Genomic DNA, 25,521 nt, shown 5'->3' with positions numbered 1-25,521 from the left:
GCGCGACGCATTCGTGACGCGAGACCGCGCCTGCAAAAAGGGGGGACTGCATTCGCAATTCCGAACAAAAAAAGGTAAAGGTGTTCGGTTTTTCGGAAAATCTGCATAATCGGTCTCAGCGGCACTCTGGCCTCCGATAGCCAAACGGATTTGACAAACAACGGTCCTGTTACCATAGTTGGTCAACGCAAACGTTTGCGATCCGATAAAAAACACAAGATTCGGAGTCATCGTCCATGAAGCTGCCGTTCGCCGGTCGTCTGCTGGCCCTCGCTGTCATTTCCTCGCTTAGCCTCGCCTTGCCATTGTCTGCTGCCCACGCCGAAGACAAGCCCAAAGTCGCCCTTGTCATGAAGTCGCTGGCCAACGAATTCTTCCGCACCATGGAAGACGGCGCCAAGGACTACCAGAAGACCCATGCCGACGAGTTCGACCTGATCGCCAACGGCATCAAGAACGAAACCGACACTGGCGAGCAGATCCGCATCGTCGAGCAGATGGTCAATGCCGGCGCCAAGGCCCTGGTCATTGCGCCGGCTGACTCGAAGGCACTTGTGTCGGCGGTGAAGAAGGCCATGGACCAGGGGGTGGTGGTGATCAATATCGACAACCGTCTGGACCCTGATCTGCTCAAGAGCAAAGGCATCAGCGTTCCCTTCGTCGGCCCCGACAACCGCAAGGGCGCGCGCCTGGTTGGCGATTACCTGGCCAGCCAGAAGCTCAAGGCCGGTGACCAGGTGGGCATTATCGAAGGGGTGCCGACCACCACCAATGCCCAGCAGCGCACCGCTGGCTTCAAGGACGCCATGAATGCCGCGCAGATGAACATCGTCTCGGTGCAAAGCGGCAATTGGGAGATCGACAAAGGCAACGCCGTCGCAGCCTCCATGCTCAACGAATACCCCGACCTGAAGGCCTTGCTGGCCGGCAACGACAGCATGGCCCTGGGCGCTGTGTCCGCCGTGCGTGCCGCTGGCAAGACCGGCCAGGTGCAAGTGGTGGGCTATGACAACATCAATGCCATCAAGCCAATGCTTGCAGACGGTCGCGTGCTTGCCACCCTCGACCAGGCCGCCAGCCAGCAGGCGGTGTATGGCATTCAGGCGGCGCTGAAAATGGTCAAGGGCGAAAAGCCTGATGTGGATGCCAACAACGTCATCCAGACCCCGGTCGAACTCATCACCAAGAAGCCCTGATGCTGCCAGGAGAATCGGCCATGCCTGCATCGGCCAATGAAGTGGTGCTCGCCGCCAGCGGCCTGGGCAAGACCTACGCCCAGCCCGTGCTCGGCGAGGTCAGCCTGAACCTGCGCGCCGGTGAAGTGCTGGCCCTGACCGGCGAGAACGGCGCTGGCAAGAGCACGTTGTCCAAGCTCATCGGTGGCCTGGAGCTGCCCACCACCGGGCACATGACCTACCGCGGCCAGGCCTACGCGCCCGGCAGCCGCAGTGAGGCCGAACGCCTAGGTGTGCGCATGGTCATGCAGGAGTTGAACCTGCTGCCGACGCTGACCGTGGCGGAAAATCTGTTTCTCGACAACCTGCCCAGCCGCTTTGGCTGGATCAGCCACAAGCGCCTGCGCCAACTGGCAATGGCCGCCATGGCCCGGGTCGGGCTCGACGCCATCGACCCGGACACCCCGGTCGGCGAGCTGGGCATCGGCCATCAGCAGATGGTCGAGATTGCCCGCAACCTGATCGGTGACTGCCATGTACTGATCCTGGACGAACCCACGGCCATGCTCACTGCGCGCGAGGTGGAGTTGCTGTTCACCCAGATCGAGCGCCTGCGTGCGCGTGGCGTGGCCATTGTTTATATCTCGCATCGCCTGGAAGAGTTGCAGCGCGTGGCGCAACGCATCGTTGTGCTACGCGATGGCAAACTGGTGTGCGACGAGCCGATCCAGCGCTACAGCAGCGCCGAACTGGTCAACCTGATGGTCGGCCGCGAGCTGGGCGAGCATATCGACCTGGGCCGGCGGCAGATAGGTGCACCGCTGCTCAAGGTTGACAAGTTGTGCCGCGGAGACAAGGTGCGCGAGGTGTCGTTCGAAGTCAGGGCAGGGGAAATTTTTGGTATCTCCGGTCTGATCGGCGCCGGCCGTACCGAGCTGTTGCGCCTGATCTACGGTGCCGATCGCGCCGACAGCGGCTGTATCGCGCTGGGCCAACCGCCGCAGGCGGTAAACATCGACTCGCCCAAGGCTGCAGTGCGGGCCGGTATCGCGCTGATAACCGAAGACCGCAAAGGCGAGGGCCTGCTGTTGACGCAGTCGATCAGCGCCAACATTGCGTTGGGCAACCTGGGCGCAGTATCGCGGGCCGGCGTGCTTGATGGCGAGGCGGAAAAGGCTTTGGCCGAACGCCAGATCCAGGCCATGCGCATTCGCAGTGCAGGCGCGCAGCAAGTGGTGGGCGAGCTGTCTGGCGGTAACCAGCAGAAGGTGGTGATTGGCCGCTGGCTGGAGCGCGATTGCCAGGTGCTGCTGTTCGACGAACCCACGCGTGGCATCGATGTGGGCGCCAAGTTCGACATCTATGGCCTGCTGGCCGAGCTGGCGCGTCAAGGCAAGGCCTTGGTGGTGGTATCCAGTGACCTGCGCGAACTGATGCTGATTTGCGACCGCATCGCCGTGCTGTCCGCCGGCCGCCTGATCGACACCTTCGCGCGTGATCATTGGAGCCAGGACCAGTTGCTTGCCGCCGCCTTCGCCGGTTATCAGAAACGTGACGCACTGCTGCATGATGCAGCCCCCAGGATGGATGCATGAAAACCACCCCGCTAAACAACCAGGGCGCCGCCCCCATGCGCCGCAGCGGTACGTACTTTGGCCTGGGCACCTACCTGGGCCTGGCTGGCGCCTTGCTGGCGATGATCGTGCTGTTCTCGTTCCTCAGCAGCCACTTCTGGTCGTATGGCACCTTCAGCACGCTGGCCAACCAGATCCCGGACCTGATGGTGCTGGCGGTGGGCATGACCTTTGTGCTGATCATCGGCGGCATCGACCTGTCGGTGGGTTCGGTGCTGGCGCTGGCCGCCTCGACGGTTAGCGTGGCGATACTCGGCTGGGGCTGGGGCGTGCTGCCCTCGGCGCTGCTAGGTATGGCTGTGGCCGCATTGGCCGGCAGCATTACCGGTGGCGTCACCGTGGCCTGGCGCATCCCGTCGTTCATCGTTTCGCTTGGTGTGCTGGAGATGGCCCGTGGCCTGGCCTACCAGTTCACCGACTCGCGCACCGCCTATATCGGCGACGCCTATGCCTGGTTCTCCAACCCGGTCGCCTTTGGTGTTTCGCCGGCGTTCATCATCGCCTTGTTGGTGATCGTGCTCGCCCAGTTGGTCCTGACGCGTACGGTGTTCGGTCGTTACCTAATCGGTATCGGCACCAACGAAGAGGCCGTGCGCCTGGCCGGTATCGATCCGCGCCCCTACAAAGTGCTGGTGTTCGCCCTGATGGGCCTGCTCGCCGGCCTGGCCGCGCTGTTCCAGATCTCGCGGCTGGAAGCGGCCGACCCCAATGCCGGCTCTGGCCTGGAGCTGCAGGTCATTGCCGCCGTCGTGATCGGCGGCACTAGCCTGATGGGTGGACGTGGCTCGGTCATCAGCACCTTCTTTGGCGTACTGATCATTTCCGTATTGGCCGCCGGGCTGGCGCAGATCGGTGCCAGCGAGCCGACCAAACGCATCATCACCGGGGCGGTGATCGTCATCGCCGTGGTGCTCGACACTTACCGTAGCCGGCGTGCAGGCCGGCGGAACTGACAACATGGCAACCATCAAAGACGTCGCGGCACTGGCGGGTATTTCGTACACCACCGTGTCTCATGTACTCAACAAGACCCGGCCGGTCAGCGAACAGGTGCGGCTGAAAGTGGAAGCCGCCATCATTGAGCTGGATTACGTGCCCAGCGCGGTGGCGCGCTCGCTGAAGGCGCGCAGCACGGCCACCATCGGCCTGTTGGTGCCTAACAGCGTCAACCCGTACTTCGCCGAGCTGGCGCGGGGTATCGAAGACGCCTGCGAGCGCAACGGCTATTGCGTGATCCTGTGCAACTCCGACGACAACCCGCAGAAGCAGCGCAGCTACCTGCGCGTGCTGTTGGAAAAACGCATCGACGGCCTGGTGGTGGCCTCGGTGGGCCAGGACGACGACCTGCTGCAAAGCCTAGCCAGTGTGCGCACGCCAATGGTCATCGTCGACCGTGAACTGGAAGGCGTCGATGCTGACCTGGTGCGCATTGACCACGAGCAGGGGGCGTATCTGGCCACCCAGCACTTGCTGGGGCTTGGCCATCGCGATGTTGCCTATATCGGCGGCCCCGCCGAAACCGGGGTTACCCAGCTGCGCCTGAGCGGCTTCCGCCGTGCCATGGCCGAAGCCGGGGCGCCTGTGCTGGGCAGCCGTGTACTGCACTGCGACTTCACCAGCCCGGGTGGCCATGCAGCGGCGGCGCAGGTGCTGGAAGGCAAACGGCCCTCGGCGATTTTTGCCGGCAACGACATGATCGGCTTTGGTGTGCTGCGTGCTGCAGCCGAACGCAATATCAGCGTACCCGGCGAGCTGTCGGTGATCGGCTTCGACGACATCGAACTGAGCCGCTACGTGTACCCGCCGCTGACCACAGTGGGCCAGTCGATTCGCGAGCTGGGCGAGAGCGCTGCCTCGTTGCTGCTGACGCGTATCGCTACACCCCGGCAAGGCGCGGCGGAGCAGCGCATTGTCGCCCCGCGTATCGTTTTGCGTGAGTCCACCGGGCCGCGCCCGGACCTGTTCAATGATTACCGCTAACGCTAAGGAAATGTCATGAATGCCAAGGTTGTGGTGGTCGGCAGCCTCAATATGGACCTGGTGGCCCGCGCCCAGCGCCTGCCACGGGCCGGCGAAACACTCCCCGGCGATAGCTTTTTCACGGTGCCGGGCGGCAAGGGTGCCAACCAGGCCGTGGCGGCTGCGCGGCTGGGCGGCAGCGTGGCGATGATCGGCAATGTTGGGGATGATGATTACGGTCGGCAACTGCACCGGGCCTTGTATGTCGAGGGGGTCGACTGTCAGGGCGTCAGCACCTGCCCAGGCGTGTCCAGCGGTGTGGCGCTGATCACGGTGGATGCCGCCAGCCAGAACTGTATTGTCATCGTTCCCGGCGCCAACGGCCTGCTGACGCCGCAGTCGGTGCTGCGCTTCGATGCACTGCTGCAGGCTGCCGAGGTGGTCATCTGCCAGCTGGAAGTGCCGACTGACACTGTGGCTTGCACACTGGCCAGGGCGCGCGAACTGGGCAAGCAGGTCATCCTGAACCCGGCGCCTGCTACCGGCCCCTTGCCAGCGGACTGGTTTGCGCATATCGATTACCTTACCCCTAACGAAAGCGAGGCCGAAGCCTTGACCGGTGTGGCGGTGACCGATCAGGACAGTGCCCGGCGCGCCGGCGAGTGCTTGCTGCAGCTGGGGGCAGGCAAAGTGATCATTACCTTGGGTGCGCAAGGTGCCTTGCTGGTTACCGCCCAAGGCCATCAGCACTATCCTGCGCCGCACGTGCAACCGCTGGACACCACCGCTGCCGGCGATACCTTCATTGGTGGCTTTGCTGCCGGCCTGGTACGTGGGTTGGAGGAGGGTGAGGCGATCATCTTTGGTCAGCGTGCCGCAGCATTGTCGGTTACCCGTGCCGGTGCCCAACCGTCGATTCCCTACCTGGCGGAGCTGACGCCGTGAAGAAAACCCCACTGTTGAACGTTGCCCTGTCGCGGGTCATTGCCGGCATGGGGCATGGCGATATCCTGGTGATCGGCGATGCCGGGCTGCCGGTGCCGCCGGGGGTGGAATTTATCGACCTGGCCATTACGCCTGGCCTGCCGGACTTCGCCAGCGTGCTGCGAGTGGTGCTGAGCGAATTGCAGGTTGAGCGGCACGTGCTGGCTGAAGAAATGCAAAAAGTAGTGCCACCCGCGCTGGTCGAAATCGAGCGATTGAAGGGCAAGCTGGGCAAGCGCGAATGGCTGGCCCATGAGGATTTCAAAGTGCTGTCGCGTAGTGCCCGTGCGGTGGTGCGTACAGGCGAGTGTCAGCCCTACAGCAACATCGCCCTCATCTCCGGCGTCACCTTTTAGCCGGTTCCACAAAAGACACCGGGGGGGCAAACGAATAATTCATAGGCAACAGGAGTGCCACCCATGCTCAAGTCCCTGCTACAAGGAATCGTCTTCATGGCCACAGCCTCGACCCTCCAGGCCGCCCCCATCGACCTGATCATTGACACCGATCCCGGCGCCGACGATGTGGTTGCGCTGTTTCTGGCCATGGCTTCGCCCAAAGAGCTCAATATCCGCGCCATCACCACAGTGGCCGGCAACGTGCGCCTGGACAAGACCTCGCGCAATGCCCGCCTGGCCCGCGAATGGGCCGGGCGCGAAGACATCCCGGTGTACGCCGGTGCCGGCCGCCCATTGGTGCGCACGCCGATCTATGCCGCCGATGTTCATGGTGAAGAAGGCCTCACCGGTGTCCAGGTGCACGAGCCGAAAGCCCCCCTGGCCCAGGGCAATGCCGTGCAATACTTGGTCGATACCCTCGGCGCAGCCAAACCGCACAGCATCACCGTCGCCATGCTTGGCCCGCAGACCAACCTGGCCCTGGCGCTGATCCAGCGCCCAGGCATCGTCAAAGGCATCAAAGAGGTGGTGGTCATGGGGGGAGCCCATTTCAATGGTGGCAACATCACCCCGGTGGCGGAGTTCAACCTCTACGCCGACCCGCATGCCGCCGAAGTGGTGCTGGCCAGCGGCGTGCAGCTGACCTACCTGCCGCTGGACGTCACCCACAAGCTGCTGACCAGTAACGCCCGCCTGACGCAACTGGCAGCCGTGAACAACCAGGCCAGCAAGCGCGTGGTGGACATCCTCAATGCCTACATTACCCACGACATGGACCTGTACGGCATGCCCGGCGGCCCTGTGCATGACGCCAGTGTCATCGCTTACCTGTTAAAACCCGAGCTTTTCAGTGGTCGGCGCATCCACATGAGCATCGACAGCCGCGAAGGGCCCACTTTCGGCCAGACAATTGCGGACTGGTACGGCGTGCTCAAGCAGCCAGCGAATGTGCTGTGGGTGGAGCAGGGTGATGCCCAGGGGCTGTTCGACCTGCTCAGTGCCCGCCTGGCGCGATTGGAATAGCCGCGTGCGGCGCGTAGCGCTCGAACACCTGGTCGATGAAGCTGCGTGCCGCCTCGGCGCCGTTATCGCGCACCAGCAGGTCGATGGCGATCAACAGCAACTCTTCCGGTGTGCCAGGGCTGTACGCACTCTGGCCCTCGGCCCATTTGACCTTGATATCGGCATCGATGCTGTGGGTGCTCATGAAAAGCTCTCGCTGGGGGCCCGGAACGAAGAGGAACACCTGGCCCTGGTGTTCGATGGAGGCGGGATGCGCTCCACTTCTTGCAGCAAATCATGGCTTTGCGCCGGTGACCGTGCGAGCTAAGCATATGGCAAACACAGCACGTTGTGCAAAATCCGGTCACGATTGCTTTTCGTCTTGCTGCTACAGTTCAGGCAGACTTGACCGGTTTTGCAACAAATGATGAGCGGAGCTGTCGGATCAGGCAGTTCCCGGACCGATTTAGGAGGCTTCATGTTCCGTACCCGTGCTTACCTGGCAACTCTGGCTGTGGCTGCTGTCCTGGCGGGTTGCAGCACTGGTGGCAATGCTGATGGCGGTGCTGCGCCGGCCGCGCCAGTGGGCAACGATGGCCGCTGCGAAGCCAGTGGTGCCGACTTTGCCATGGGCAAGCAGGCCAGCGCCGAATTGCTGGAGCAGGCACGCAAGGCCAGCGGCTCGCAGATGGCGCGCATTCTCAAGCCGCACGATGTGGTCACCCTGGAGTACCGCTCCGAGCGCCTGAACCTGAACGTGGACGAGCAGGGCAGGGTAACCCGCGTCAACTGCGGTTGATGCACGCGGGGTAACTGCCTTGCGCAAAATGTGAAAAGCCTGCGCAGTCGCCAGTAGGGGCGGGTTCGCTCGCGAACACGGGCGAAGCCCGTGCCGTTCACCCTAAAGTCTGTTTTGCAGGCAATCCCGCCCCTTCAGATGATGCATCACCCATAAAAAAACCCGCCACAAGGGCGGGTTTTTTTACAGCTATCCGAATTACTCCGGACGAACCTGTGCAGCCTGCATGCCCTTCTGGCCGCGCTCGGCGACGAAGGAAACAGTCTGGCCTTCTTTCAGGCTCTTGAAGCCGTCAGATTCGATGGCTTTGAAGTGTACGAACAGGTCGTCGCCGCCGCCTGCTGGGGTGATGAAGCCGTAGCCTTTCTCATCATTGAACCATTTGACGGTGCCTTGTTGGCGATTGGACATGGGTGAATCTCCAGAACATTTAGTTTTTTCAGTGGTGCAATGCGGCCGAGGCTACGGAGCACGGGATACATCATAGTCTAATTCTGCGCATCTAGCGCCTTTTACCTTCGCAGGATATTGATCCAGCTCAAAGAATGGCTGGTCGCCGCTGACTTTAAGGTTTCAGCTCTTCGGTGCACAGGCCTGTTTCACCACCATCTGCGCCCTCTGCATCAGCTTGGCGTCAACGCCGTCCTTGCTGTCGAGGTCGGCAATCTCGGCGTCGGTGAAGTTCTTTTTGATGGCTTGCGCGCCGCATTCGCAGTGCTTTTTCGCGGTGGCAGCGTCAACGCCCTGGCCGCTGGCCACTTGCGTGCACTGGGTCATGTAGCCGGCCTCCTTCCCAGGGGGGAAGTTGCCGGCGTTCGCAGCCACGGGCAGCAGCAGGGCGCCAGCGGCCGCCAGGGCCAGAAGAGACGGAACTCGCATCACCAGTTACTCCTTGGGTTAAGGTCTCATCAAGAGTAGGTTGCTTCCCAAAGTCTGAGCGGTATTTTTCCGCGTTAGTTCACCGCTGTGGTGCAATTTCCAAATATTTCTGCCTGGGGTGCAACCCGCGTGCTAGCATGCCCGGCCTGCGGTCGCGCTGTTGCCGGCTGCAGCTATCTTTTTTCTTTCCAGTCACTCTGGTTCGTCCCTGACAAGCCGAAAGGCTTCTGCCACTGTGGGGCAGGCTTCCTTTTACCGGAAGGCAGGTCGGATCTTGTACTGGCTCATCCCAACCCACGTGACCTTTGGTAGGGGTCACCACTAGGAGAGGAGGCGCCATGCCCGTTATTACTCTTCCCGATGGCAGTCAACGTTCGTTCGATCACGCCGTATCCGTAGCCGAAGTAGCTGCTTCCATCGGCGCTGGCCTGGCCAAGGCCACTGTGGCCGGCAAGGTCGACGGCAAGCTGGTCGATGCGTGTGACCTGATCAGCAACGACGCCACCCTGCAGATCATCACCCCTAAAGATGAAGAGGGACTGGAGATCATCCGTCACTCGTGCGCCCACCTGGTTGGCCACGCCGTGAAGCAGCTGTACCCGACCGCCAGGATGGTGATCGGCCCGGTGATCGACGAAGGCTTCTATTACGACATCGCCTATGAGCGCCCCTTCACGCCAGAAGACATGGCCGCCATCGAAAAGCGCATGATGGAGCTGATCGAAAAAGACTACGACGTGGTCAAGAAAATGACCCCGCGCGCCGAAGTCATCGAGGTGTTCAAGGCTCGTGGCGAAGACTACAAGCTGCGTCTGGTCGAAGACATGCCGGATGAACAGGCCATGGGCCTGTACTACCACGAAGAATACGTCGACATGTGCCGTGGCCCGCACGTGCCGAACACCCGCTTCCTCAAGGCATTCAAGCTGACCAAGCTGTCCGGCGCCTACTGGCGTGGCGATGCCAAGAACGAGCAGCTGCAGCGCGTGTACGGCACGGCCTGGGCTGACAAGAAGCAGCTGGCTGCGTACATCCAGCGCATCGAAGAAGCCGAAAAACGCGACCACCGCAAGATCGGCAAGCAGCTCGACCTGTTCCACCTGCAGGAAGAAGCCCCGGGTATGGTGTTCTGGCACGCCAACGGCTGGACCGTCTACCAGGTACTCGAGCAGTACATGCGTGGCGTGCAGCGCGAAAACGGCTACCAGGAAATCAAGACCCCGCAGGTTGTCGACCGCATCCTGTGGGAGCGTTCCGGCCACTGGTCCAACTATGCCGAAAACATGTTCACCACTTCGTCGGAAAGCCGTGACTACGCGGTAAAACCGATGAACTGCCCGTGCCACGTGCAGGTGTTCAACCAGGGCCTGAAAAGCTACCGCGACCTGCCGCTGCGTCTGGCCGAGTTCGGTGCCTGCCACCGTAACGAGCCCTCCGGCGCACTGCACGGCATCATGCGCGTGCGTGGCTTCGTACAGGACGACGCGCACATTTTCTGCACCGAAGAACAGGTGAAGAAAGAAGCCGCCGACTTCATCAAGCTGACCCTGGACGTTTACAAGGACTTCGGTTTCAGCGACATCGCCATGAAACTGTCCACTCGCCCGGCCAAGCGTGTCGGTTCCGAAGAGTTGTGGGACCGTGCTGAAACCGCGCTGGCCGATGCCCTGAACGAATCCGGCCTCGAGTGGGAGTACCAGCCTGGCGAGGGCGCCTTCTACGGTCCGAAAATCGAGTTCACCCTGCGCGACTGCCTCGGCCGTAACTGGCAGTGCGGTACCCTGCAGTACGACCCGAACCTGCCAGAGCGTCTGGATGCCAGCTATATTGCCGAAGATAACAGCCGAGTTCGCCCGGTCATGCTGCACCGCGCCATCCTTGGTTCGTTCGAGCGCTTCATCGGCATGCTGATCGAACACTACGCTGGCGTGTTCCCGGCGTGGCTGGCCCCAACCCAGGCGGTGATCATGAATATCACCGACAAACAGGCCGATTTTGCCCTTGAGGTTGAGAAATCTCTGAACGGAAGCGGTTTCCGTGCCAAGTCGGACTTGAGAAATGAGAAGATCGGCTTTAAAATCCGCGAGCATACTTTGCTCAAGGTCCCGTACCTTTTGGTTATAGGGGACCGCGAAGTCGAAACGCAAACCGTCGCTGTGCGTACTCGCGAAGGCGCAGACCTGGGCTCCATGCCCGTCGCCCAATTCGTTGAGCTTCTGACACAAGCGGTTTCCCGGCGTGGTCGCCAAGAATCGGAGTAATGACTATTAAGCGTGAAATGAGAAACGATAAGCGTGCTGTACCGAAGGCCCCGATCAACGAGAATATCTCGGCCCGCGAGGTTCGGTTAATTGGCGCAGACGGCGAGCAGGTTGGCATCGTCTCGATTGATGAAGCGCTGCGTATCGCTGATGAAGCGAAGCTGGACCTGGTAGAAATCTCTGCAGACGCGGTACCACCCGTCTGCAAGGTCATGGACTACGGCAAGCACCTCTTCGAGAAGAAGAAGCAGGCTAACGAAGCCAAGAAAAACCAGAAGCAGATCCAGATCAAAGAAATCAAGTTTCGTCCAGGGACGGAGGATGGGGATTACCAGGTAAAACTACGCAACCTGGTACGTTTCCTTACCGATGGGGACAAGGCCAAGATCTCTCTGAGATTCCGTGGTCGTGAGATGGCCCACCAGGAGCTGGGCATGGAGCTGTTGAAGCGGGTCGAAGCCGACCTCGCCGAATACGGCACCGTTGAGCAGCATCCGAAGATGGAAGGACGCCAGCTTATGATGGTCATCGCCCCCAAGAAAAAGAAGTAATCTCCCGGGCACGGCAGGCCTGATGATTATGTGTAATTTTATCGAATGCGGAGTTCCAACATGCCAAAAATGAAAACCAAGAGCGGTGCTGCGAAGCGCTTCCTGAAGACAGCTTCGGGCTTCAAGCACAAGCACGCTTTCAAGAGCCACATCCTGACCAAAATGTCGACCAAGCGTAAGCGTCAACTGCGCGGTGCCAGCTTGCTGCACCCGTCCGACGTCGCAAAAGTCGAGCGCATGCTGCGCGTTCGTTAATTCTGGTTAAGATAGAGGAAGTTACTCATGGCTCGTGTTAAGCGCGGCGTTATCGCTCGTAAGCGTCACAAAAAAATTCTGAAACTGGCTAAAGGTTACTACGGCGCACGTTCGCGCGTATTCCGTGTAGCCAAGCAAGCGGTCATCAAGGCAGGCCAATACGCCTACCGCGACCGTCGCCAGAAGAAGCGTCAGTTCCGCGCACTGTGGATCGCTCGTATCAACGCCGGTGCCCGCACCAACGGTCTGTCCTACAGCCGTCTGATTGCTGGCCTGAAAAAGGCTTCGATCGAAATCGACCGTAAGGTTCTGGCTGATCTGGCAGTGAACGAAAAAGCGGCGTTTGCTGCGATTGTCGAGAAAGCTAAAGCCGTTCTGGCTTAAGTACCCGCGACAATCACCCGGCGGTGCTAGCGCTGCCGGGCATTGAACGTCATCGATAGGGGAAGAGCCTTCAAAGCTCTTCCCCTATTTTCGTATCTGGAGTCTGTACATGGAAAACCTGGATGCGCTGGTCTCCCAAGCCCTAGAGGCCGTGGAACGCGCTGAAGACATCAACGCCCTGGAACAGATCCGGGTTAATTATCTCGGCAAGAAGGGCGAGCTGACCCAGGTGATGAAGACCCTGGGCAACCTGCCAGCCGAAGAGCGGCCGAAAGTCGGCGCGCTGATCAACGACGCCAAAGAGCGCGTCACCGTTGTGCTCAATGCCCGCAAGGCTGCCTTTGAGGAAGCCGAGCTCAGCGCTCGCCTGGCTGCCGAATGCATTGACGTCACCCTGCCAGGCCGCGGCCAGGCCACCGGTGGCCTGCACCCGATCACCCGTACACTCGAGCGCATCGAGCAGTTCTTCACCCATATTGGCTACGGCATTGCCGAAGGCCCAGAGGTGGAAGACGACTACCACAACTTCGAAGCGCTCAACATCCCTGGCCACCACCCGGCGCGGGCGATGCACGACACCTTCTACTTCAATGCCAACATGCTGCTGCGTACCCACACCTCGCCGGTGCAGGTGCGGACCATGGAGTCCACCCAGCCGCCCATCCGCATTGTGTGCCCGGGCCGCGTATACCGCTGCGACTCGGATATCACCCACTCGCCGATGTTCCACCAGGTCGAAGGCCTGCTGATCGATCGCGATATCAACTTCGCCGACCTCAAGGGCACCATCGAAGAATTCCTGCGCGTATTCTTCGAGAAAGAACTGGCGGTCCGTTTCCGCCCATCGTTCTTCCCCTTCACCGAGCCGTCTGCAGAAGTCGATATCCAGTGCGTGATGTGCTCCGGCAATGGCTGCCGCGTGTGCAAGCAAACTGGCTGGCTGGAAGTGATGGGCTGCGGCATGGTGCACCCGAATGTGTTGCGCATGTCCGGCATCGACCCAGAAGAGTTCCAGGGCTTTGCCTTCGGCATGGGTGCCGAGCGCCTGGCCATGCTGCGTTATGGCGTCAACGATTTGCGTCTGTTCTTCGACAACGACCTGCGGTTCCTAGCCCAATTCCGCTAGGCCCAATCGACGCAACTTTCAGGAGAACAGCATGAAATTCAGTGAACAGTGGCTGCGCGGTTGGGTCAACCCGCAAGTCTCCCGTGACGAACTGGTCGCCCGCCTGTCCATGGCCGGCCTCGAAGTTGACAGCGTTACCCCCGCTGCCGGCCAGTTCAGCGGCATCGTCGTGGGCGAAATTCTCGCCACCGAACAACACCCGGACGCCGACAAGCTGCGCGTGTGCCAGGTAAGCAGCGGCCAGGAAACCTTCCAGGTTGTGTGCGGCGCCCCTAACGCCCGCCCGGGCATCAAGATCCCGTTCGCCATGATCGGTGCCGAGCTGCCAGGCGACTTCAAGATCAAGAAGGCCAAGCTGCGCGGTGTCGAGTCCTTCGGCATGCTGTGCTCGGCTGCCGAACTGCAGATCAGCGAAGAAAACGACGGCCTGCTGGAGCTGGCTGCCGACGCTCCGGTTGGTGAAGACATTCGCACGTACCTGAGCCTGGATGATGCCAGCATCGAAATCGGCCTGACCCCGAACCGAGGCGACTGCCTGTCCATCGCCGGCCTGGCCCGCGACGTCAGCGCCCTGTACGACACCCCGGTCACCCGCCCGGTGGTGCCAGCCGTAGCGGCCGCCCATGACGAAGTGCGCCCGGTCGAAGTCAGCGCCCCGGCTGCCTGCCCGCGCTACCTGGGCCGCGTTATCCGTAACGTCGACCTGAGCAAGCCAACCCCACTGTGGATGGTCGAACGCCTGCGCCGCAGCGACGTACGCAGCATCGACGCTGCCGTCGACGTCACCAACTACGTGATGCTCGAACTCGGCCAGCCGATGCACGCCTTCGACCTGGCAGAAATCAACGGCGGCATCCGCGTGCGCATGGCCGAAGAGGGCGAAAAGCTCGTCCTGCTCGACGGCCAGGAAGTGGCCCTGCGTGCCGACACCCTGGTCATCGCCGACCACACCCGCGCTCTGGCCATCGCCGGCGTCATGGGTGGCGAGCACAGCGGTGTGAACACCGAAAAAACCCGCGATCTGTTCCTGGAAAGTGCCTTCTTCGAGCCGATTTCCGTCGCTGGTAAAGCCCGTTCCTATGGCCTGCACACCGATGCCTCGCATCGCTACGAGCGCGGCGTCGACTCGCAACTGGCCCGCGAAGCCATGGAGCGCGCCACGCAGTTGCTGCTGGACATCGTTGGCGGCGAAGCCGGCCCTGTGGTCGAAGCGGTCAGCGAACAGCACCTGCCACAAGTAGCCCCGGTCACCCTGCGCGCCGAACGCATCACCCAGATGCTTGGCATGGAAATGGACCCAGCCCAGGTCGAGCAGTTGCTCAACGCCCTCGAGCTGACCACGACCAAGAGCGGGGAAGGGCAGTGGACCGTCAGCGTGCCAAGCCACCGCTTCGACATCAGCCTGGAAGTGGACCTGATCGAAGAGCTGGCCCGCCTGTACGGCTACAACAACCTGCCTGTACGCTACCCGCAAGCCCGCCTGGCCCCACAGGGCAAGCCGGAAACCCGCGGTGACCTGCCGACCCTGCGCCGGCTGCTGGTTGCCCGCGGCTACCAGGAAGCCATCACCTACAGCTTCATCGACCCGAAACTGTTCGAACTGTTCAGCCCGGGCGTAGAGCCGCTGCTGCTGGCCAACCCCATCTCCAGCGACATGGCCGCCATGCGCGCCTCGCTGTGGCCGGGCCTGGTCAAGGCACTGCAGCACAACCTGAACCGCCAGCAAGACCGTGTGCGCCTGTTCGAAAGCGGCTTGCGCTTTGTCGGCCAACTGGGTGACTTGCAGCAGCAGCCAATGATTGCCGGCGTCATCACCGGCAGCCGCCTGCCAGAAGGCTGGGCCAACGGCCGCGACGGCGTCGATTTCTTCGACGTGAAAGCCGACGTGGAAGCCCTGCTGGGTTACTCCGGCGCCCTGAGCGACTTCACCTTCAGTGCCGGCAAACACCCAGCCCTGCACCCAGGCCAGACCGCTGCCATCGAGCGCGACGGCAAACTGGTCGGCTACCTCGGCGCCATCCACCCAGAGCTGGCCAAGGCCCTGGGCCTGGACCGTCCGGTGTTCCTGTTCGAGCTGGTGCTGGGCGATGTGGTCGAAGGCCGCCTGCCGAAATTCAGCGAACTGTCCAAGTTCCCGGAAACCCGTCGTGACCTGGCTTTGATCGCAGGACGTGATGTGGCTTCTAGCGCGGTGCTTGAATTAATTCGTGACAATGCAGGCGAATGGCTCACAGACCTCAGGCTGTTTGATGTGTACCAAGGTAAAGGCATTGATCCTGATAGAAAAAGCCTTGCCGTCGGCTTGACCTGGCAGCATCCATCGCGCACTCTTAACGACGATGAGGTGAACACTACCCTGCAAAACATCCTCACCTCGCTCGAACAAAGGTTGAACACCACGTTAAGGAAATAACGGCATGGGTGCTCTGACGAAAGCTGAGATGGCCGAAAGGCTGTACGAGGAGCTGGGGCTTAACAAGCGTGAGGCCAAGGAGCTGGTCGAGCTGTTTTTTGAAGAAATTCGGCACGCACTTGAAGAGAACGAGCAGGTCAAGCTGTCCGGTTTCGGCAACTTCGACCTTCGCGACAAACGCCAGCGGCCGGGCCGCAACCCCAAGACTGGGGAAGAGATCCCGATCACCGCGCGGCGCGTCGTCACCTTTCGTCCAGGGCAGAAGTTGAAGGCCCGGGTTGAGGCCTATGCTGGAACCAAGCCATAACGACGAACTGCCCCCCATACCGGGCAAACGCTACTTCACCATTGGTGAAGTGAGTGAGTTGTGTGCCGTAAAGCCACACGTGCTGCGGTATTGGGAGCAGGAGTTCGACCAGCTGAACCCTGTGAAGCGGCGGGGGAACCGGCGGTATTACCAGCGGCAGGATGTGCTGATGATCCGTCAGATTCGTGCGTTGCTGTATGACCAGGGGTTCACCATTGGCGGGGCGCGGTTGAGGCTCTCCAGTGATGAGGCTAAAGATGAATCCAGCCAGTACAAGCAGCTGATTCGGCAGATGATTGTTGAATTGGAGGATGTATTGGTGGTTTTGAAGAAGTAAGCTGGGTTTCTGATGAGTGGAAATTTTTTTGAGAAAAAGCTTTCATTTATCAGAGGGTTAGGGTACATTCTTCAACGTTCTCGGCAAGATTGAGAACATGCTTCAAAGCCCAGTCGGGGCGTAGCGCAGCCCGGTAGCGCACTTGCATGGGGTGCAAGGGGTCGAGTGTTCGAATCACTCCGTCCCGACCATTATTCCTGAGTAAAATCAGACACTTAAGCCGGTTAGCTCAACCGGCTTTTTTGTGCGTGCGCAAAACATGCGCAAAATAGGCGCAAAACTACCTGGCGAATTCGCCAATATCTAGGTCTGCTTCGACCTCGGACCACACCACATCTTCGTGTCCTTTCTGATAGTTTCTGGTCATCCCTTCCGTGGTATGACCTGCGATCTTCTGACCGTCCTTGCCAGCTCGCTTGTACAGATGAAGGGAAAGGGCGCGCACTTCATGAAACCCCGGCATCTCCTCTTCTTTGAGATCGCTATAGCAGCCGGCGGCATCCCTCGCATCCTTGAAGGCCCGAGTGAGAAATCTCTCGTCAACCTTCGTCCAATGATCCTTCCCTTCGCGTTTCTTCTTCCGCTCCGGGCGGCGGTGGACCAGGTAGGGAGACAGGATGTCGTCCCTACAGCGATTGAGCACCTCGCTCAGTTGGTCGGTGACTTTTATCTTCAGCCAACCAGCATCTGAAGCCTTTTCTGTCTTGTTCTGCACGACATACAGATATCCGTCGCGCACGTCCTCGAACTTCATGTCGAGGATGTCGCCGCGCCGTTGCGCGGTAATCAGCGCAAGATCAATGGCGTTCTGCAGCCAGCGCGGGGACTTATCGCGAATTGCTTTAAGGCCTTCTACAGTGTGCCGCTTGCGCTGCTTCTTCTCTATTTTTGGAATCGTGTTGGCCGCAGGGTTATCCGGACACAGGCCTTTTGCGGCGGCATGGTTGAACAGATCGATCAGGATTGCGCGAGCTTGGTTGCTCGCCCTCGGGGTTAGCGGCTCAAGAAACTCAGCAATCATTCTGATGGTGATCTGGTCGATAGGCCGTTCGCTGAAAGTGACCCTAATCTGCTTAAACCTGACCGCATACAGATCTAACGTTGCCTTTGCGAGCTCCCGAGGGGGTAGCACATCGCGCTCATAAGTGATTAGGAATTCGCCCAACGTCACGGTGCTCTCGCCAAGAACTTCCGCCACCAAGTCACCCCCACATAGGAATGCGGTGTTGAGCTGCGCGGCTGCATCTATGGCTCGACCACGGTCTGAGCCGAACTGAAACCACTTCCCATCGGTGGGGCGTCGATATCTATAGGTGCCCCGCCGAGCGTCAAAGTAGAGGTTCATGGGCAGGCCTTTATTGGCCTTGTTCCTTGGTCGAGGAACCATCACGCGACTCCTTTAAGCACCATATCAACCAGGTTGTTGCCGGTGGTTCGTTGGTAGGCGGCCCAATCAACGTACCAAATGTTGCCTATCCGCTCGCCTGGGATCTTGCGGTTCCGGATGTGATTGCGAATTGCCTGTGAGCATAGTGGCGTGCCGTTCTCACCCCATTTCCGGCGCTGAAATTCGCTGATCTTGATCAGTTCTTTCTTCATTGTGGTCTCCACGCCGCCGGCGGCGGCAGGTTGGTGGTTAGGCGGGGACTTTCTCGAGCACAGCGTCGGCGACCTTGAGCGCCGCCTGGGCATCATTGACGTAGGCCGGATCGAATCCGCCGGCGTAGTGGATCACCCGCTGGCAGGTGTCCAGTTCTTTGCGGGCCAAGTGGAGTGCCTGAATCAGTTCTTCCTGCAGTGCGCCCTCGGCCCGGCCGATATCCCAGAATCGCTGGCCCCAGTGCCCCGCGGGCGGCTCGTTATTGTTCTGCTTCCCGGCCGCCATTGCCCCTACGGCTACATCGCATACCCCGCGCTTGTAGGCGTTGTCGCCATCAAGGCTCAGGGCGGCACGCCGGCGCAGGGTGTTCACGACCTCATCAGCAGCAACACCAGGGCCCATCAGGACGATGTCTTGCTCAGGTTCGCCTGGTACGTAGATCGCCAGGGTGAGCTTGGCTCCTGGCTCCAGATTGTCGCTGATCTGTACCAGGGCATCGTTGGCTACTTCGTGGAAACGGTTTATTGCGGACATAGGTGATCCTCGACCGGCAGCCATTGCCGCCGGCCTTGAGTGGAAGAGGGGAGTTACTTGGTCAGTTCGTGGCCGAACGGCACGCGGAAGCCGGAAGCGTTGCGGTGGCCACCACCGCCGTACTGCTTGGCGATCTCCGACACATCCATGCCCTCGTCGGTGCTGCGCAGGCTGAATACGCGGCCATCAGGGGTGTCCCAGTAGCAGGCGGCGAATGGTTCGCCCTGGGCCATGAGGTGACCCGCATCGCTCGTGAGCGTGTATGGCAGACTGGCCACCGGCACATCGTGACCGGCGATGACTAGGCGGCGCTTGGTCACAGCCACCAGCTCTGCAACGTCCTTCTGATGTTTTCGCTCAATCGCGGCGCCGTCCGAGCGGAGGCTGTCAGCGTCGGCGGCCATCAACTTGTCCCAGACGCCGAAGTCATAGGGGTAGCTGAACAGGTTGGCTTGAATCTCGCGGGTGCCGTCCAGCTTGAACAGCCAGAGGTCGCGGTCTTGAATGTGCCGCAGCAGCTTCGGCGGTTGCTGCCCGGGATGGAAGTGGTCCCAGGCCAGCATGGCGCCACTCCGGTGCATGTCGAAGCAGACCGCGACCCGCGGTGCCCCGCGCTCGGAGGCGATAGCAATCGCCGTTTCCCATCCAAGCTGCTTCGGCGACCCGGGGAAGTCAGTGCGATCGGTACGCACGCCTGCCTCGAATGGATCGAAGCAATCGAGATCGGCCTGAGCCGTTTTGTGGTGGTCGAGCACCAAGACCGTCTTGGCGACTTTGCCCATATCGGCCAGCACGTCGCGCTTGTAGCTGAAGTCGACAATGATAACGTCGAAATTGGTCACATCTGGCGGTGCGTCGCCATGCTTGGCGGCCACGAACTCGACACTGTCGCCCAAGGCCTTGCGGACCGCCCAGGCGGCGCCGAAACCGTCCGCGCAGTTGCCGTGGTAGATGCACATCGTTTTATGTTCAGACATTGGTGTTCCTCCCCGCGCGGTGCCGGCGGGCTTGCTGGATGTTTGAGGATACCCACTTTGGCGCTGTCACCGAAATGGTGCTGCCGTGCGGCGGGCTGAGTTGTAGGGGGCGGGGTTAGGCTTTGTACTGCTGGCGGATGCGGCGGGCGATGTCGCGCAGTTGGAAGTCCATTTCGAACATTTCGCTGTTGTCCCTGCGCGATACGACTGGCGATCTGGTGACGTTGCGACCACCGAGGATCCAGGCGGCCAGCAGGATCAGGCCGGATTCGAGTTGGCGCCGGAACCAGCCTTTGCGGGGGATCATCGCGGCCCCCTGGAGGCCATGTAGGCGAGGGCGATCATGGCAGTAGCTCCTTTGGTACCCGCACGATCGGCCCAAGCTCTGAGTGAACCAGGGAACGGCAGAAGGCAATAAGGGGGGTAGGTCCGGAAAGCCAGGTCGAGTTGAGCGGGCCTGCGCTCCAGCCACATGGCCCGCCTGACAAATACCGGTCATGGCTCAACCCTGCCTGGTGCTTTTCGAGCAGCGGGCCGCCGTGCTCCCAGTTGTTGGAAGGGCGATAGCCGAAGCCATCAGCCGCGCCGCGGATGCTGACGCTGGTAGGGTCAGTCCGGCTGCGCCAGATTGTGGTCCTGCACTCAGGGTCAGTGCCGAAGCCTTCGGCCATGGCCACCGCCCAGTCAAGCGGTGCACCGATGAGGTTGGATACCCTCACTTCGATCAGATCGGTCATGGCGACACCTTCTCGGCTGGAAGGAGTTGTGCTGCCAGCTCTGCAGCGAGACTGACTGGCCACCAATAGCGGGGGCGTTGATGCTCCGGGTAGCTGGATTCGCGCATGACAAGGCCTTTTCTCTCCAAAACCTTGAACGTGCTAAGCACCGAAGCTGCTGGTAGGTTGAGTCGAGAGCCGACCTGGTAGCTCAGCCCTCCCATTCCAAAGGCGCAGGCTTGATCGCCGGCAGCCAACTTCTTGCAGTCTTTCTCGTACAGGTACGGGGCTTTTTCCCGGTACCGCACTGCATTGGCACGGGAGATTTCGCGCAAAGCATCGAGTACACGCTGCTGGTTGTCGGTCAGTTTCACAGCTGATACCTCTCATCAATCCAGCGCCCAGGCGCCAGTGCGGGTGTAGGTTCGGGTTGTGTTTCGTGCGGGGAGAGCTGGCGCTGGTTGTCGGCTACTTGCGGCATCCAGACCTTCACGCAGCTGATGGCCAGGCCGTTCAGTTCGTAGCAGACGACGCCGCGCGGCTTGTCTTCGAAGGAGCGGACATTGGCTGGAAGATCTCCCGCGCTGGCGCCGGTGGCCAGCAGCAGGAGGCAGAGGGCGAGGCGGGTCATGGCTGAGCCCCAGCTAGCGCGGCTAGTAGTACGTCTTCCTTCGTAATGGTGTGGGTGTCCATCTTCTCGATGGTGAAGAAGTTGGGTTGGCAGAACTGGCGGGCCCAAGCCTGCAGCGGCTTCATGGCTTGCTCAAGGGCAGCCTTCGCCTCGTCGTCAATGTCCGGGTAGTTGTCGACCCATTCCCCCGCGTCGCTTCCGGCGGCGGCCTCGAACATGTGATTGAGCAGGTCATCGGCATCGGGGAGGAAGCTGGCAGGGTCTGCCTTGCAGACTGTTCCGGTATGTACAGTGTCGCCCACCTTGAGGCCGTTGCCCCGGCCTGGGCCGAAGCTGGTGCTATCCGCTGCGCTGCCGAAGTTGTCACGAATCAGCGCGGTAAGGTTCGGGTAGTCCCACGATCCGTCATCGCCACTCACTGACCAGGCTTCCTCGGCCTTCCGCCTCGCCCAGCTGACACACGGGCCATCCTCTGTATCGAAGATCCCGAGCAGAAACCATTCAGGCCCCGGGCATTCAGGCTCCCAGCCGAGGCAGTGGCACTCGCGGTCGTCGTAAGGGTGGTGGTCGCCGATATCCGAATCCATGTGCCACTGCTTCAGCTCCAGCCCCTGTTGTAAGAGCCAGGCTTTGAAGGCGGCGTAGTCTTCGTCGAAGTCCGGCTCATCGGGGTGACTCCACCAGCCGTCTTCATCGCGCTCGACGGCCACACGTTGGATCAGCTTAATTTCTTCAGGCATGACGATTCCTTGGCCGCCATATCGCGGCAGTGAATAGAGGGGAGAGGGGTTACAGCTGGGTGGAGTACTTTTGTACTCCGAATGTCATGATGGCTTGCAGGTGACGTTCGGCTGGAGAGCAAGACCCTTCACGGCCTCGCTGTAGATGAATTTGATCTGTTCCCATGGGATGGTGTAGCGCTGCGCGTATTCGCCCTCACCGTCGCAGATCTCGCAGCCCTCTAAAGGCTCGTCCAGTTCCAGGCATTCGGGGCACTCGCGCGTTACCTCCAGCTTGAACTCGCCAAGCAGCAGGGCTTTGGCTCCGTTCTCGGCAGTGAGTCGCCTTGGCATGAGGCAGTAACCCTCGGGGATCGATACAGCCGGCTCGCCCTGGTGCTGCTCGGCTCTCGCATTCCACAACTCGACCGCCTTGTCGCGGCCTGGCTGCTCCTCACCTTCATTCTGCGCCACGCCCACTGGGCCACGGGCCAGACAGGCCTCATGCGGTCCGGTCACAATCGTGATCGGTGGCCGCAGCTACACCCTCAAGCCCACCCTGGACGCGGCATTGCTCATCGAATCCCGCTTCGGTGGGCTGCGTGCGGCGCTGGAATCCATGAGGCTTATGAGCATCGCCGCCTGTGCGGACATCATCATCGCCGGCGCCAATCTCAAGCCCGACGAGCACGCGGTCATCGCGGGCGATGTGTTCCGCACGGGCGTAGCCAAGGTGTCGGGGCAACTGACCGACTTCATTACCGTGCTGCTCAACCCGGTACCGCCGAGCGTGGCCGCCCGGGGAAAGGACGAGGCGGCCAGCACAGCGCAGTGAAGAACGGGAGCTACGTTGACTACCTGTTCGGCGTGGCTACCGGCTGGCTTGGCTGGCCGCCCGATACCGCTTGGCACACCCCGATCCCACACATCATGCTCGCGCTCGATGCCCGGCTCGATTGGACAGGGCGTGGCCAGGCACAAGGCCAGGCTATCGCCGCGAAACCACCGACCCGGCAGGGCGTGGCGGAAAAATTGAAAAGCTTCCTGCGAGGGCGGCCCAAACAGTAGACGGCGTTCCTTTCGCCGGCGCGACCAAACAGGCTACCAGGTTTATCAGTAGCGGCCCCTACTACTGCGTGGCGAGGATCTTTATCGCGATAGGATCGGGTGAGTTCGCTGCTAGCACGACCTTTTCACGCTCGCTCGGGCAAGGGATCATGGATGATATGTCTTCGCCAGGCTCGCCATTCCCGGCTCGCGGGAGCATGCAAGCGCACATGGATGGCGCATATGGTGCAGCCGGAGGCATCTACTTCATGGCCTGCGACGCTGCGCGCACCACGATGATTTACAGCACTACTGCTGCCACCAGCTATTTCGACATCCCCACCGATCGATACCCGCAGGCGCTCGTCATCAAGACGGACAACCTGCCATTCCCATTCAACTAATCGGAGCATCCTATGCCCTGGTACAGGACAGGCACGGTCGCGATCACGGCTGGCCAAACAACGGTGACCGGTACCGGCACCAACTTTTCCGCGAATGCCCGGGTGGGCGATGCTCTGCTGGGGCCGGACGGCAACTGGTACGAGGTGACCAACATTGCCAGCGGCACGGTGCTCAGCATCCTGCCGGCATATAAGGGGGCAACAGTAGCCGGCGGCACCTATGCAATCGTGCCGGTGCAGGGCTACACCAAGACCCTGGCCGACAAGTTCAACGACATCGCCAACACCTGGGGTTCGACGTTGGCCGGGCTGGGCTCGGTATCGACCGAGAATGTGGTGCCAGTGAACAAGGGTGGTACCGGTGGCAATACGGCGGCCTTAGCCCGTAGCGGACTCGGGCTGAAATCTGCGGCTGTGGCGGATATCGTCGGAACGGTGAGCCAAAGCGGCGGCGCCCCGACTGGTGCAGTCATGGAGATTGGCAGCAACGCGAATGGTCATTACGTAAAGTTCGCATGCGGCCTCATGATCTGTTTCGGAACCGGAACCTACACAGGTGGTGTATCAACCGCAGCCGGCGGTCAATACATTTCTCCCGGCGGTGCAACTATCACCTGGCCGGTTGCCTTCGCGGGCAGCGCACCAGTTGAACTGAGTGGCGGAGTTACAGAGGGCGTGTACAGGGTGATATGTATTCCCTATCGAGCCAATGCCGGTAACGGAACGCTAACGTTCCAGTTATATGTCGCATCCACGGCAGATATTGTTTTCTCGTGGAAAGCAGTCGGGAGGTGGTTCTAATGCTTATCAAGCTTTCACCAGTTCGCTCTGATGTGAGCCTGTCTGTATCCAAATCGGGCGATACGTTGGAGGTCAACGGCGTAGCGTTGGACTTTTCCCGCTTGCCCGATGGTGCGACCCTGCCCGCTGAGGCCGTTGGCTGTGAGTTCGTAATTGCCCCGGTCCAGCGCATCAACGGTGGCTTGGTGCTGACCCTGATGCTGCCGCACGCCGCCGATGCGGCGCAGGGTGCGCGTTTCCCGGTCGACCTTTATCCGGCTGACGGCCAGGTGCAGTTGCCAGGCCTTGAACTGGGCAACCATCTGGACGCAACTCCCGGGGTGATCGACTGGTCGCAGGTCATCACTGCTGAAGCAAAGGCACAGGAGGCTGCCGAGCAGTTGCTTGCTTCTGTGGCTGCCGATCTCACCCAGCGGCGCGCTGTCGCCGATGCTGCCATCGCGCCGTTGCAGGATGCTGTCGAGCTCGAAGAGGCAACCGAGGCTGAGGCCACCCTACTGATCAAATGGAAGCGCTACCGCGTTGCACTCAGCCGCCTGTCTGAGCAGGAAGGCTACCCCAGCGAGGTCGATTGGCCTGCGCCACCGGCGTAATACATCGAGATCAAGCCCACCATTCCAGATGGGTGCCGGAAACCGCTTTTCGGCATGATGGCATGTTGCTACATTGTGCGCCGCAATTTTCCTAAGGATAGAAGCACGCATGAAACACCTGATTCTCATGTCAGTTATTGCTGTCAGCTCTGCTTTGAGTGGCTGCGTTGTTCAGAGCTCGTACAGCAAGACCATTGCAGTTACCAAGGACGCTGACGGTAAAGTTCTTCAGACGGTTGAATCCGAAACCGTCGTACAGCCCGGCCAGGGCTACCCGATGCGTCTTCAGCTGATCAAAGGCATACAGCCAAACTGATTAGCGAATTGCACAGAGCCCGCTTCGAGCGGGCTTTTTTTCGCCTGGAGAAAACCCATGGTGGAGCTTCCATACCCAACCTGCGACACGCTGCTGATGACTCGACTGGCCACCGATGCGGTCGGGCGGATTTTCATGCCCGGGTTCCGCTACAGCAAGGCCGAGGTGCTGCTGATGGACCTGCGGCAACCAGGTGAGTTTTCAGAGGATTTGTTCGCGCTCAAGCAATCGGTGGCATGTGACCGGCTGATGCAGGTGATGGATGACATCAATCAGCGCTGGGGGAGGGGGGCAATGCGAGCCGCCAGCGTGCCGGCGACACCGGACTGGGGGATGAGGAGGGAGATGATGAGTCAATCCTATACGACGCGGATTGATCAGTTGTGGACGGTGAAGTGTTGAACCTGCCATCGGCATGGCTAGCTGAACTCAATGATCAGTCTGCCCTGGTGGCCGATCCCGACGGCCGAGCGGCAGTGCTTGCAGAGCTCGCGATTTCCGCGCACCGACGCAGCGATGTTGATTCAGCCAAGTTGGCTGACATGCTGGAGTTCACCGAGGCGACCAGGCTGTGGGCGCTGATCGAGCATGAGGAGGTCGCTTGAGCCGCCTTGTGTGAACAACGGTTATGAAAAAAACCAGGGTAGTCAGTGACAGCTATCGACCCAGGCTGTGTGAAAACTCGCGGAATGCGTTGAAGGTCGTGGCTATCTAGGGGC

Annotated in this window: 36 protein-coding genes, 1 tRNA gene and 1 pseudogene; 25 read left to right on the top strand and 13 right to left on the bottom strand. The window is 60.7% G+C overall.

Translation table 11 applies throughout. The features are described from left to right. Window positions 1-236 precede the first annotated feature (236 nt). The 7 genes from ACF8EA_RS16330 (at window position 237) to ACF8EA_RS16300 (ending at window position 7,173) form a co-directional block, all read left to right on the top strand. Window positions 237-1,196 (top strand): sugar ABC transporter substrate-binding protein, encoded by a 960-nt coding sequence (locus ACF8EA_RS16330; protein WP_392522618.1) that lies wholly within the window; start codon window positions 237-239, stop codon window positions 1,194-1,196. A 20-nt stretch (window positions 1,197-1,216) separates the two neighbouring features. Then, the gene (locus tag ACF8EA_RS16325; RefSeq protein ID WP_392522617.1) at window positions 1,217-2,770 is read left to right on the top strand and encodes a sugar ABC transporter ATP-binding protein; all 1,554 of its coding nucleotides are present in this window, start codon (window positions 1,217-1,219) and stop codon (window positions 2,768-2,770) included. Then, window positions 2,767-3,762, top strand: coding sequence for an ABC transporter permease (locus tag ACF8EA_RS16320; RefSeq protein WP_103462683.1), 996 nt, complete (start codon window positions 2,767-2,769; stop codon window positions 3,760-3,762). The genes ACF8EA_RS16325 and ACF8EA_RS16320 overlap by 4 nt, the downstream gene beginning before the upstream one ends. A 4-nt stretch (window positions 3,763-3,766) precedes the next feature. After that, window positions 3,767-4,789 carry a LacI family DNA-binding transcriptional regulator gene (locus tag ACF8EA_RS16315; RefSeq protein ID WP_021782776.1) on the top strand — a complete coding sequence of 341 codons (1,023 nt, stop codon included), beginning with the start codon at window positions 3,767-3,769 and terminating at the stop codon, window positions 4,787-4,789. 15 nt (window positions 4,790-4,804) lie between these two features. Beyond that, window positions 4,805-5,713, top strand: a complete 909-nt coding sequence (rbsK, locus tag ACF8EA_RS16310) for a ribokinase (protein ID WP_252460019.1) — start codon at window positions 4,805-4,807, stop codon at window positions 5,711-5,713. Beyond that, on the top strand, window positions 5,710-6,108 hold the full coding sequence (rbsD, locus tag ACF8EA_RS16305) for a D-ribose pyranase (protein WP_021782774.1): 399 nt from the start codon (window positions 5,710-5,712) through the stop codon (window positions 6,106-6,108). The genes rbsK and rbsD overlap by 4 nt, the downstream gene beginning before the upstream one ends. Window positions 6,109-6,171: 63 nt before the next feature. Then, entirely contained in the window at window positions 6,172-7,173 is a 1,002-nt protein-coding gene (locus tag ACF8EA_RS16300) for a nucleoside hydrolase (RefSeq protein WP_021782773.1), read from the top strand. On the opposite strand, the gene ACF8EA_RS16295 is transcribed toward ACF8EA_RS16300, so the two are convergent. Then, the gene (locus ACF8EA_RS16295; RefSeq protein WP_021782772.1) at window positions 7,145-7,357 is read right to left on the bottom strand and encodes a hypothetical protein; all 213 of its coding nucleotides are present in this window, start codon (window positions 7,355-7,357) and stop codon (window positions 7,145-7,147) included. The two genes, ACF8EA_RS16300 and ACF8EA_RS16295, sit on opposite strands and share 29 nt — an antisense overlap. A gap of 273 nt (window positions 7,358-7,630) precedes the next feature. Between ACF8EA_RS16295 and ACF8EA_RS16290 the strand changes: the two genes are divergently transcribed. After that, the gene (locus ACF8EA_RS16290) at window positions 7,631-7,951 is read left to right on the top strand and encodes an I78 family peptidase inhibitor (protein WP_014591556.1); all 321 of its coding nucleotides are present in this window, start codon (window positions 7,631-7,633) and stop codon (window positions 7,949-7,951) included. A gap of 198 nt (window positions 7,952-8,149) precedes the next feature. On the opposite strand, the gene ACF8EA_RS16285 is transcribed toward ACF8EA_RS16290, so the two are convergent. Both ACF8EA_RS16285 and ACF8EA_RS16280 read right to left on the bottom strand, forming a co-directional pair. Continuing rightward, entirely contained in the window at window positions 8,150-8,362 is a 213-nt protein-coding gene (locus ACF8EA_RS16285; RefSeq protein WP_003250656.1) for a cold-shock protein, read from the bottom strand. A gap of 162 nt (window positions 8,363-8,524) precedes the next feature. After that, the gene (locus ACF8EA_RS16280; protein ID WP_103462679.1) at window positions 8,525-8,830 is read right to left on the bottom strand and encodes a hypothetical protein; all 306 of its coding nucleotides are present in this window, start codon (window positions 8,828-8,830) and stop codon (window positions 8,525-8,527) included. 338 nt (window positions 8,831-9,168) lie between these two features. On the opposite strand from ACF8EA_RS16280, the gene thrS reads away from it, so the two are divergent. From thrS to ACF8EA_RS16235, 9 genes are all read left to right on the top strand, one after another. Then, a complete protein-coding gene (gene thrS / locus ACF8EA_RS16275; protein ID WP_021782770.1) occupies window positions 9,169-11,091 on the top strand; it encodes a threonine--tRNA ligase in 1,923 nt (640 codons plus the stop codon). Then, the gene (gene infC, locus ACF8EA_RS16270; RefSeq protein WP_012052879.1) at window positions 11,091-11,642 is read left to right on the top strand and encodes a translation initiation factor IF-3; all 552 of its coding nucleotides are present in this window, start codon (window positions 11,091-11,093) and stop codon (window positions 11,640-11,642) included. Before thrS ends, infC begins: the two co-directional genes overlap by 1 nt. A 60-nt stretch (window positions 11,643-11,702) precedes the next feature. After that, entirely contained in the window at window positions 11,703-11,897 is a 195-nt protein-coding gene (rpmI, locus tag ACF8EA_RS16265; RefSeq protein ID WP_003250667.1) for a 50S ribosomal protein L35, read from the top strand. A gap of 27 nt (window positions 11,898-11,924) precedes the next feature. Further along, window positions 11,925-12,281 (top strand): 50S ribosomal protein L20, encoded by a 357-nt coding sequence (rplT, locus tag ACF8EA_RS16260; protein WP_003250671.1) that lies wholly within the window; start codon window positions 11,925-11,927, stop codon window positions 12,279-12,281. Between the two features lie 109 nt (window positions 12,282-12,390). Beyond that, window positions 12,391-13,407 (top strand): phenylalanine--tRNA ligase subunit alpha, encoded by a 1,017-nt coding sequence (gene pheS, locus ACF8EA_RS16255; RefSeq protein WP_003250674.1) that lies wholly within the window; start codon window positions 12,391-12,393, stop codon window positions 13,405-13,407. A gap of 31 nt (window positions 13,408-13,438) precedes the next feature. After that, a complete protein-coding gene (pheT, locus tag ACF8EA_RS16250; protein ID WP_021782769.1) occupies window positions 13,439-15,820 on the top strand; it encodes a phenylalanine--tRNA ligase subunit beta in 2,382 nt (793 codons plus the stop codon). A gap of 4 nt (window positions 15,821-15,824) precedes the next feature. Then, window positions 15,825-16,127 (top strand): integration host factor subunit alpha, encoded by a 303-nt coding sequence (gene ihfA / locus ACF8EA_RS16245; RefSeq protein ID WP_003250679.1) that lies wholly within the window; start codon window positions 15,825-15,827, stop codon window positions 16,125-16,127. Further along, complete coding sequence (locus ACF8EA_RS16240; protein ID WP_003250681.1) at window positions 16,108-16,464, top strand: MerR family transcriptional regulator; 357 nt, start codon at window positions 16,108-16,110, stop codon at window positions 16,462-16,464. Before ihfA ends, ACF8EA_RS16240 begins: the two co-directional genes overlap by 20 nt. A 114-nt stretch (window positions 16,465-16,578) precedes the next feature. Next, a tRNA-Pro gene (locus ACF8EA_RS16235) sits at window positions 16,579-16,655 on the top strand. 89 nt (window positions 16,656-16,744) lie between these two features. Here the strand turns inward: ACF8EA_RS16235 and ACF8EA_RS16230 are convergent. The 10 genes from ACF8EA_RS16230 to ACF8EA_RS16185 form a co-directional block, all read right to left on the bottom strand. Further along, window positions 16,745-17,851 carry a phage integrase Arm DNA-binding domain-containing protein gene (locus tag ACF8EA_RS16230; RefSeq protein WP_392522614.1) on the bottom strand — a complete coding sequence of 369 codons (1,107 nt, stop codon included), beginning with the start codon at window positions 17,849-17,851 and terminating at the stop codon, window positions 16,745-16,747. Continuing rightward, window positions 17,851-18,063, bottom strand: coding sequence for a hypothetical protein (locus tag ACF8EA_RS16225; protein WP_021782767.1), 213 nt, complete (start codon window positions 18,061-18,063; stop codon window positions 17,851-17,853). The genes ACF8EA_RS16230 and ACF8EA_RS16225 overlap by 1 nt, the downstream gene beginning before the upstream one ends. A 37-nt stretch (window positions 18,064-18,100) precedes the next feature. Next, on the bottom strand, window positions 18,101-18,598 hold the full coding sequence (locus ACF8EA_RS16220) for a hypothetical protein (RefSeq protein ID WP_392522612.1): 498 nt from the start codon (window positions 18,596-18,598) through the stop codon (window positions 18,101-18,103). A gap of 53 nt (window positions 18,599-18,651) precedes the next feature. Further along, complete coding sequence (locus ACF8EA_RS16215) at window positions 18,652-19,575, bottom strand: phosphohydrolase (protein ID WP_031322171.1); 924 nt, start codon at window positions 19,573-19,575, stop codon at window positions 18,652-18,654. Window positions 19,576-19,690: 115 nt separating this feature from the next. Then, window positions 19,691-19,882 carry a hypothetical protein gene (locus ACF8EA_RS16210; protein ID WP_392522611.1) on the bottom strand — a complete coding sequence of 64 codons (192 nt, stop codon included), beginning with the start codon at window positions 19,880-19,882 and terminating at the stop codon, window positions 19,691-19,693. 34 nt (window positions 19,883-19,916) lie between these two features. Then, window positions 19,917-20,312, bottom strand: a complete 396-nt coding sequence (locus ACF8EA_RS16205) for a phage protein NinX family protein (protein ID WP_021782763.1) — start codon at window positions 20,310-20,312, stop codon at window positions 19,917-19,919. Then, window positions 20,309-20,665, bottom strand: coding sequence for a hypothetical protein (locus ACF8EA_RS16200; RefSeq protein WP_392522610.1), 357 nt, complete (start codon window positions 20,663-20,665; stop codon window positions 20,309-20,311). Before ACF8EA_RS16200 ends, ACF8EA_RS16205 begins: the two co-directional genes overlap by 4 nt. Beyond that, the gene (locus tag ACF8EA_RS16195) at window positions 20,662-20,922 is read right to left on the bottom strand and encodes a hypothetical protein (RefSeq protein WP_392522608.1); all 261 of its coding nucleotides are present in this window, start codon (window positions 20,920-20,922) and stop codon (window positions 20,662-20,664) included. Before ACF8EA_RS16195 ends, ACF8EA_RS16200 begins: the two co-directional genes overlap by 4 nt. After that, on the bottom strand, window positions 20,919-21,662 hold the full coding sequence (locus ACF8EA_RS16190; RefSeq protein WP_392522606.1) for a hypothetical protein: 744 nt from the start codon (window positions 21,660-21,662) through the stop codon (window positions 20,919-20,921). The genes ACF8EA_RS16195 and ACF8EA_RS16190 overlap by 4 nt, the downstream gene beginning before the upstream one ends. A gap of 84 nt (window positions 21,663-21,746) precedes the next feature. Next, a complete protein-coding gene (locus ACF8EA_RS16185; protein WP_392522604.1) occupies window positions 21,747-22,160 on the bottom strand; it encodes a hypothetical protein in 414 nt (137 codons plus the stop codon). A gap of 4 nt (window positions 22,161-22,164) precedes the next feature. Here ACF8EA_RS16185 and ACF8EA_RS16180 point away from each other — a divergent pair, with 4 nt between their 5' ends. The 8 genes and pseudogenes from ACF8EA_RS16180 to ACF8EA_RS16145 all read left to right on the top strand — a co-directional run bounded on the left by ACF8EA_RS16180 (window position 22,165) and on the right by ACF8EA_RS16145 (window position 25,407). Further along, window positions 22,165-22,476 carry a hypothetical protein gene (locus tag ACF8EA_RS16180; RefSeq protein WP_392522602.1) on the top strand — a complete coding sequence of 104 codons (312 nt, stop codon included), beginning with the start codon at window positions 22,165-22,167 and terminating at the stop codon, window positions 22,474-22,476. Next, window positions 22,473-22,709, top strand: a complete 237-nt coding sequence (locus ACF8EA_RS16175) for a hypothetical protein (RefSeq protein WP_321141978.1) — start codon at window positions 22,473-22,475, stop codon at window positions 22,707-22,709. The genes ACF8EA_RS16180 and ACF8EA_RS16175 overlap by 4 nt, the downstream gene beginning before the upstream one ends. Before the next feature lie 149 nt (window positions 22,710-22,858). Continuing rightward, window positions 22,859-23,092, top strand: a complete 234-nt coding sequence (locus ACF8EA_RS16170) for a hypothetical protein (protein WP_392522599.1) — start codon at window positions 22,859-22,861, stop codon at window positions 23,090-23,092. Window positions 23,093-23,104: 12 nt separating this feature from the next. After that, entirely contained in the window at window positions 23,105-23,893 is a 789-nt protein-coding gene (locus ACF8EA_RS16165) for a phage tail protein (RefSeq protein ID WP_321141969.1), read from the top strand. Beyond that, window positions 23,893-24,486, top strand: a complete 594-nt coding sequence (locus ACF8EA_RS16160; protein ID WP_392522597.1) for a tail fiber assembly protein — start codon at window positions 23,893-23,895, stop codon at window positions 24,484-24,486. Before ACF8EA_RS16165 ends, ACF8EA_RS16160 begins: the two co-directional genes overlap by 1 nt. A 109-nt stretch (window positions 24,487-24,595) precedes the next feature. Continuing rightward, the gene (locus tag ACF8EA_RS16155) at window positions 24,596-24,802 is read left to right on the top strand and encodes a hypothetical protein (RefSeq protein ID WP_084850497.1); all 207 of its coding nucleotides are present in this window, start codon (window positions 24,596-24,598) and stop codon (window positions 24,800-24,802) included. A 57-nt stretch (window positions 24,803-24,859) separates the two neighbouring features. Then, a pseudogene (locus ACF8EA_RS16150) lies at window positions 24,860-25,204 on the top strand (DUF4113 domain-containing protein); the annotation flags it as partial. Continuing rightward, on the top strand, window positions 25,198-25,407 hold the full coding sequence (locus tag ACF8EA_RS16145) for a hypothetical protein (RefSeq protein ID WP_321141961.1): 210 nt from the start codon (window positions 25,198-25,200) through the stop codon (window positions 25,405-25,407). The pseudogene ACF8EA_RS16150 and the gene ACF8EA_RS16145, both read left to right, overlap by 7 nt. Window positions 25,408-25,521 lie beyond the last annotated feature (114 nt).

This window comes from Pseudomonas sp. YQ_5, from assembly GCF_043103305.1.
Taxonomy (GTDB): Bacteria; Pseudomonadota; Gammaproteobacteria; order Pseudomonadales; family Pseudomonadaceae; genus Aquipseudomonas; species Aquipseudomonas putida_Y.
The sequence above is the reverse complement of the archived record's forward strand: the minus strand, read 5'-3'. Positions and strand labels throughout refer to the sequence as shown.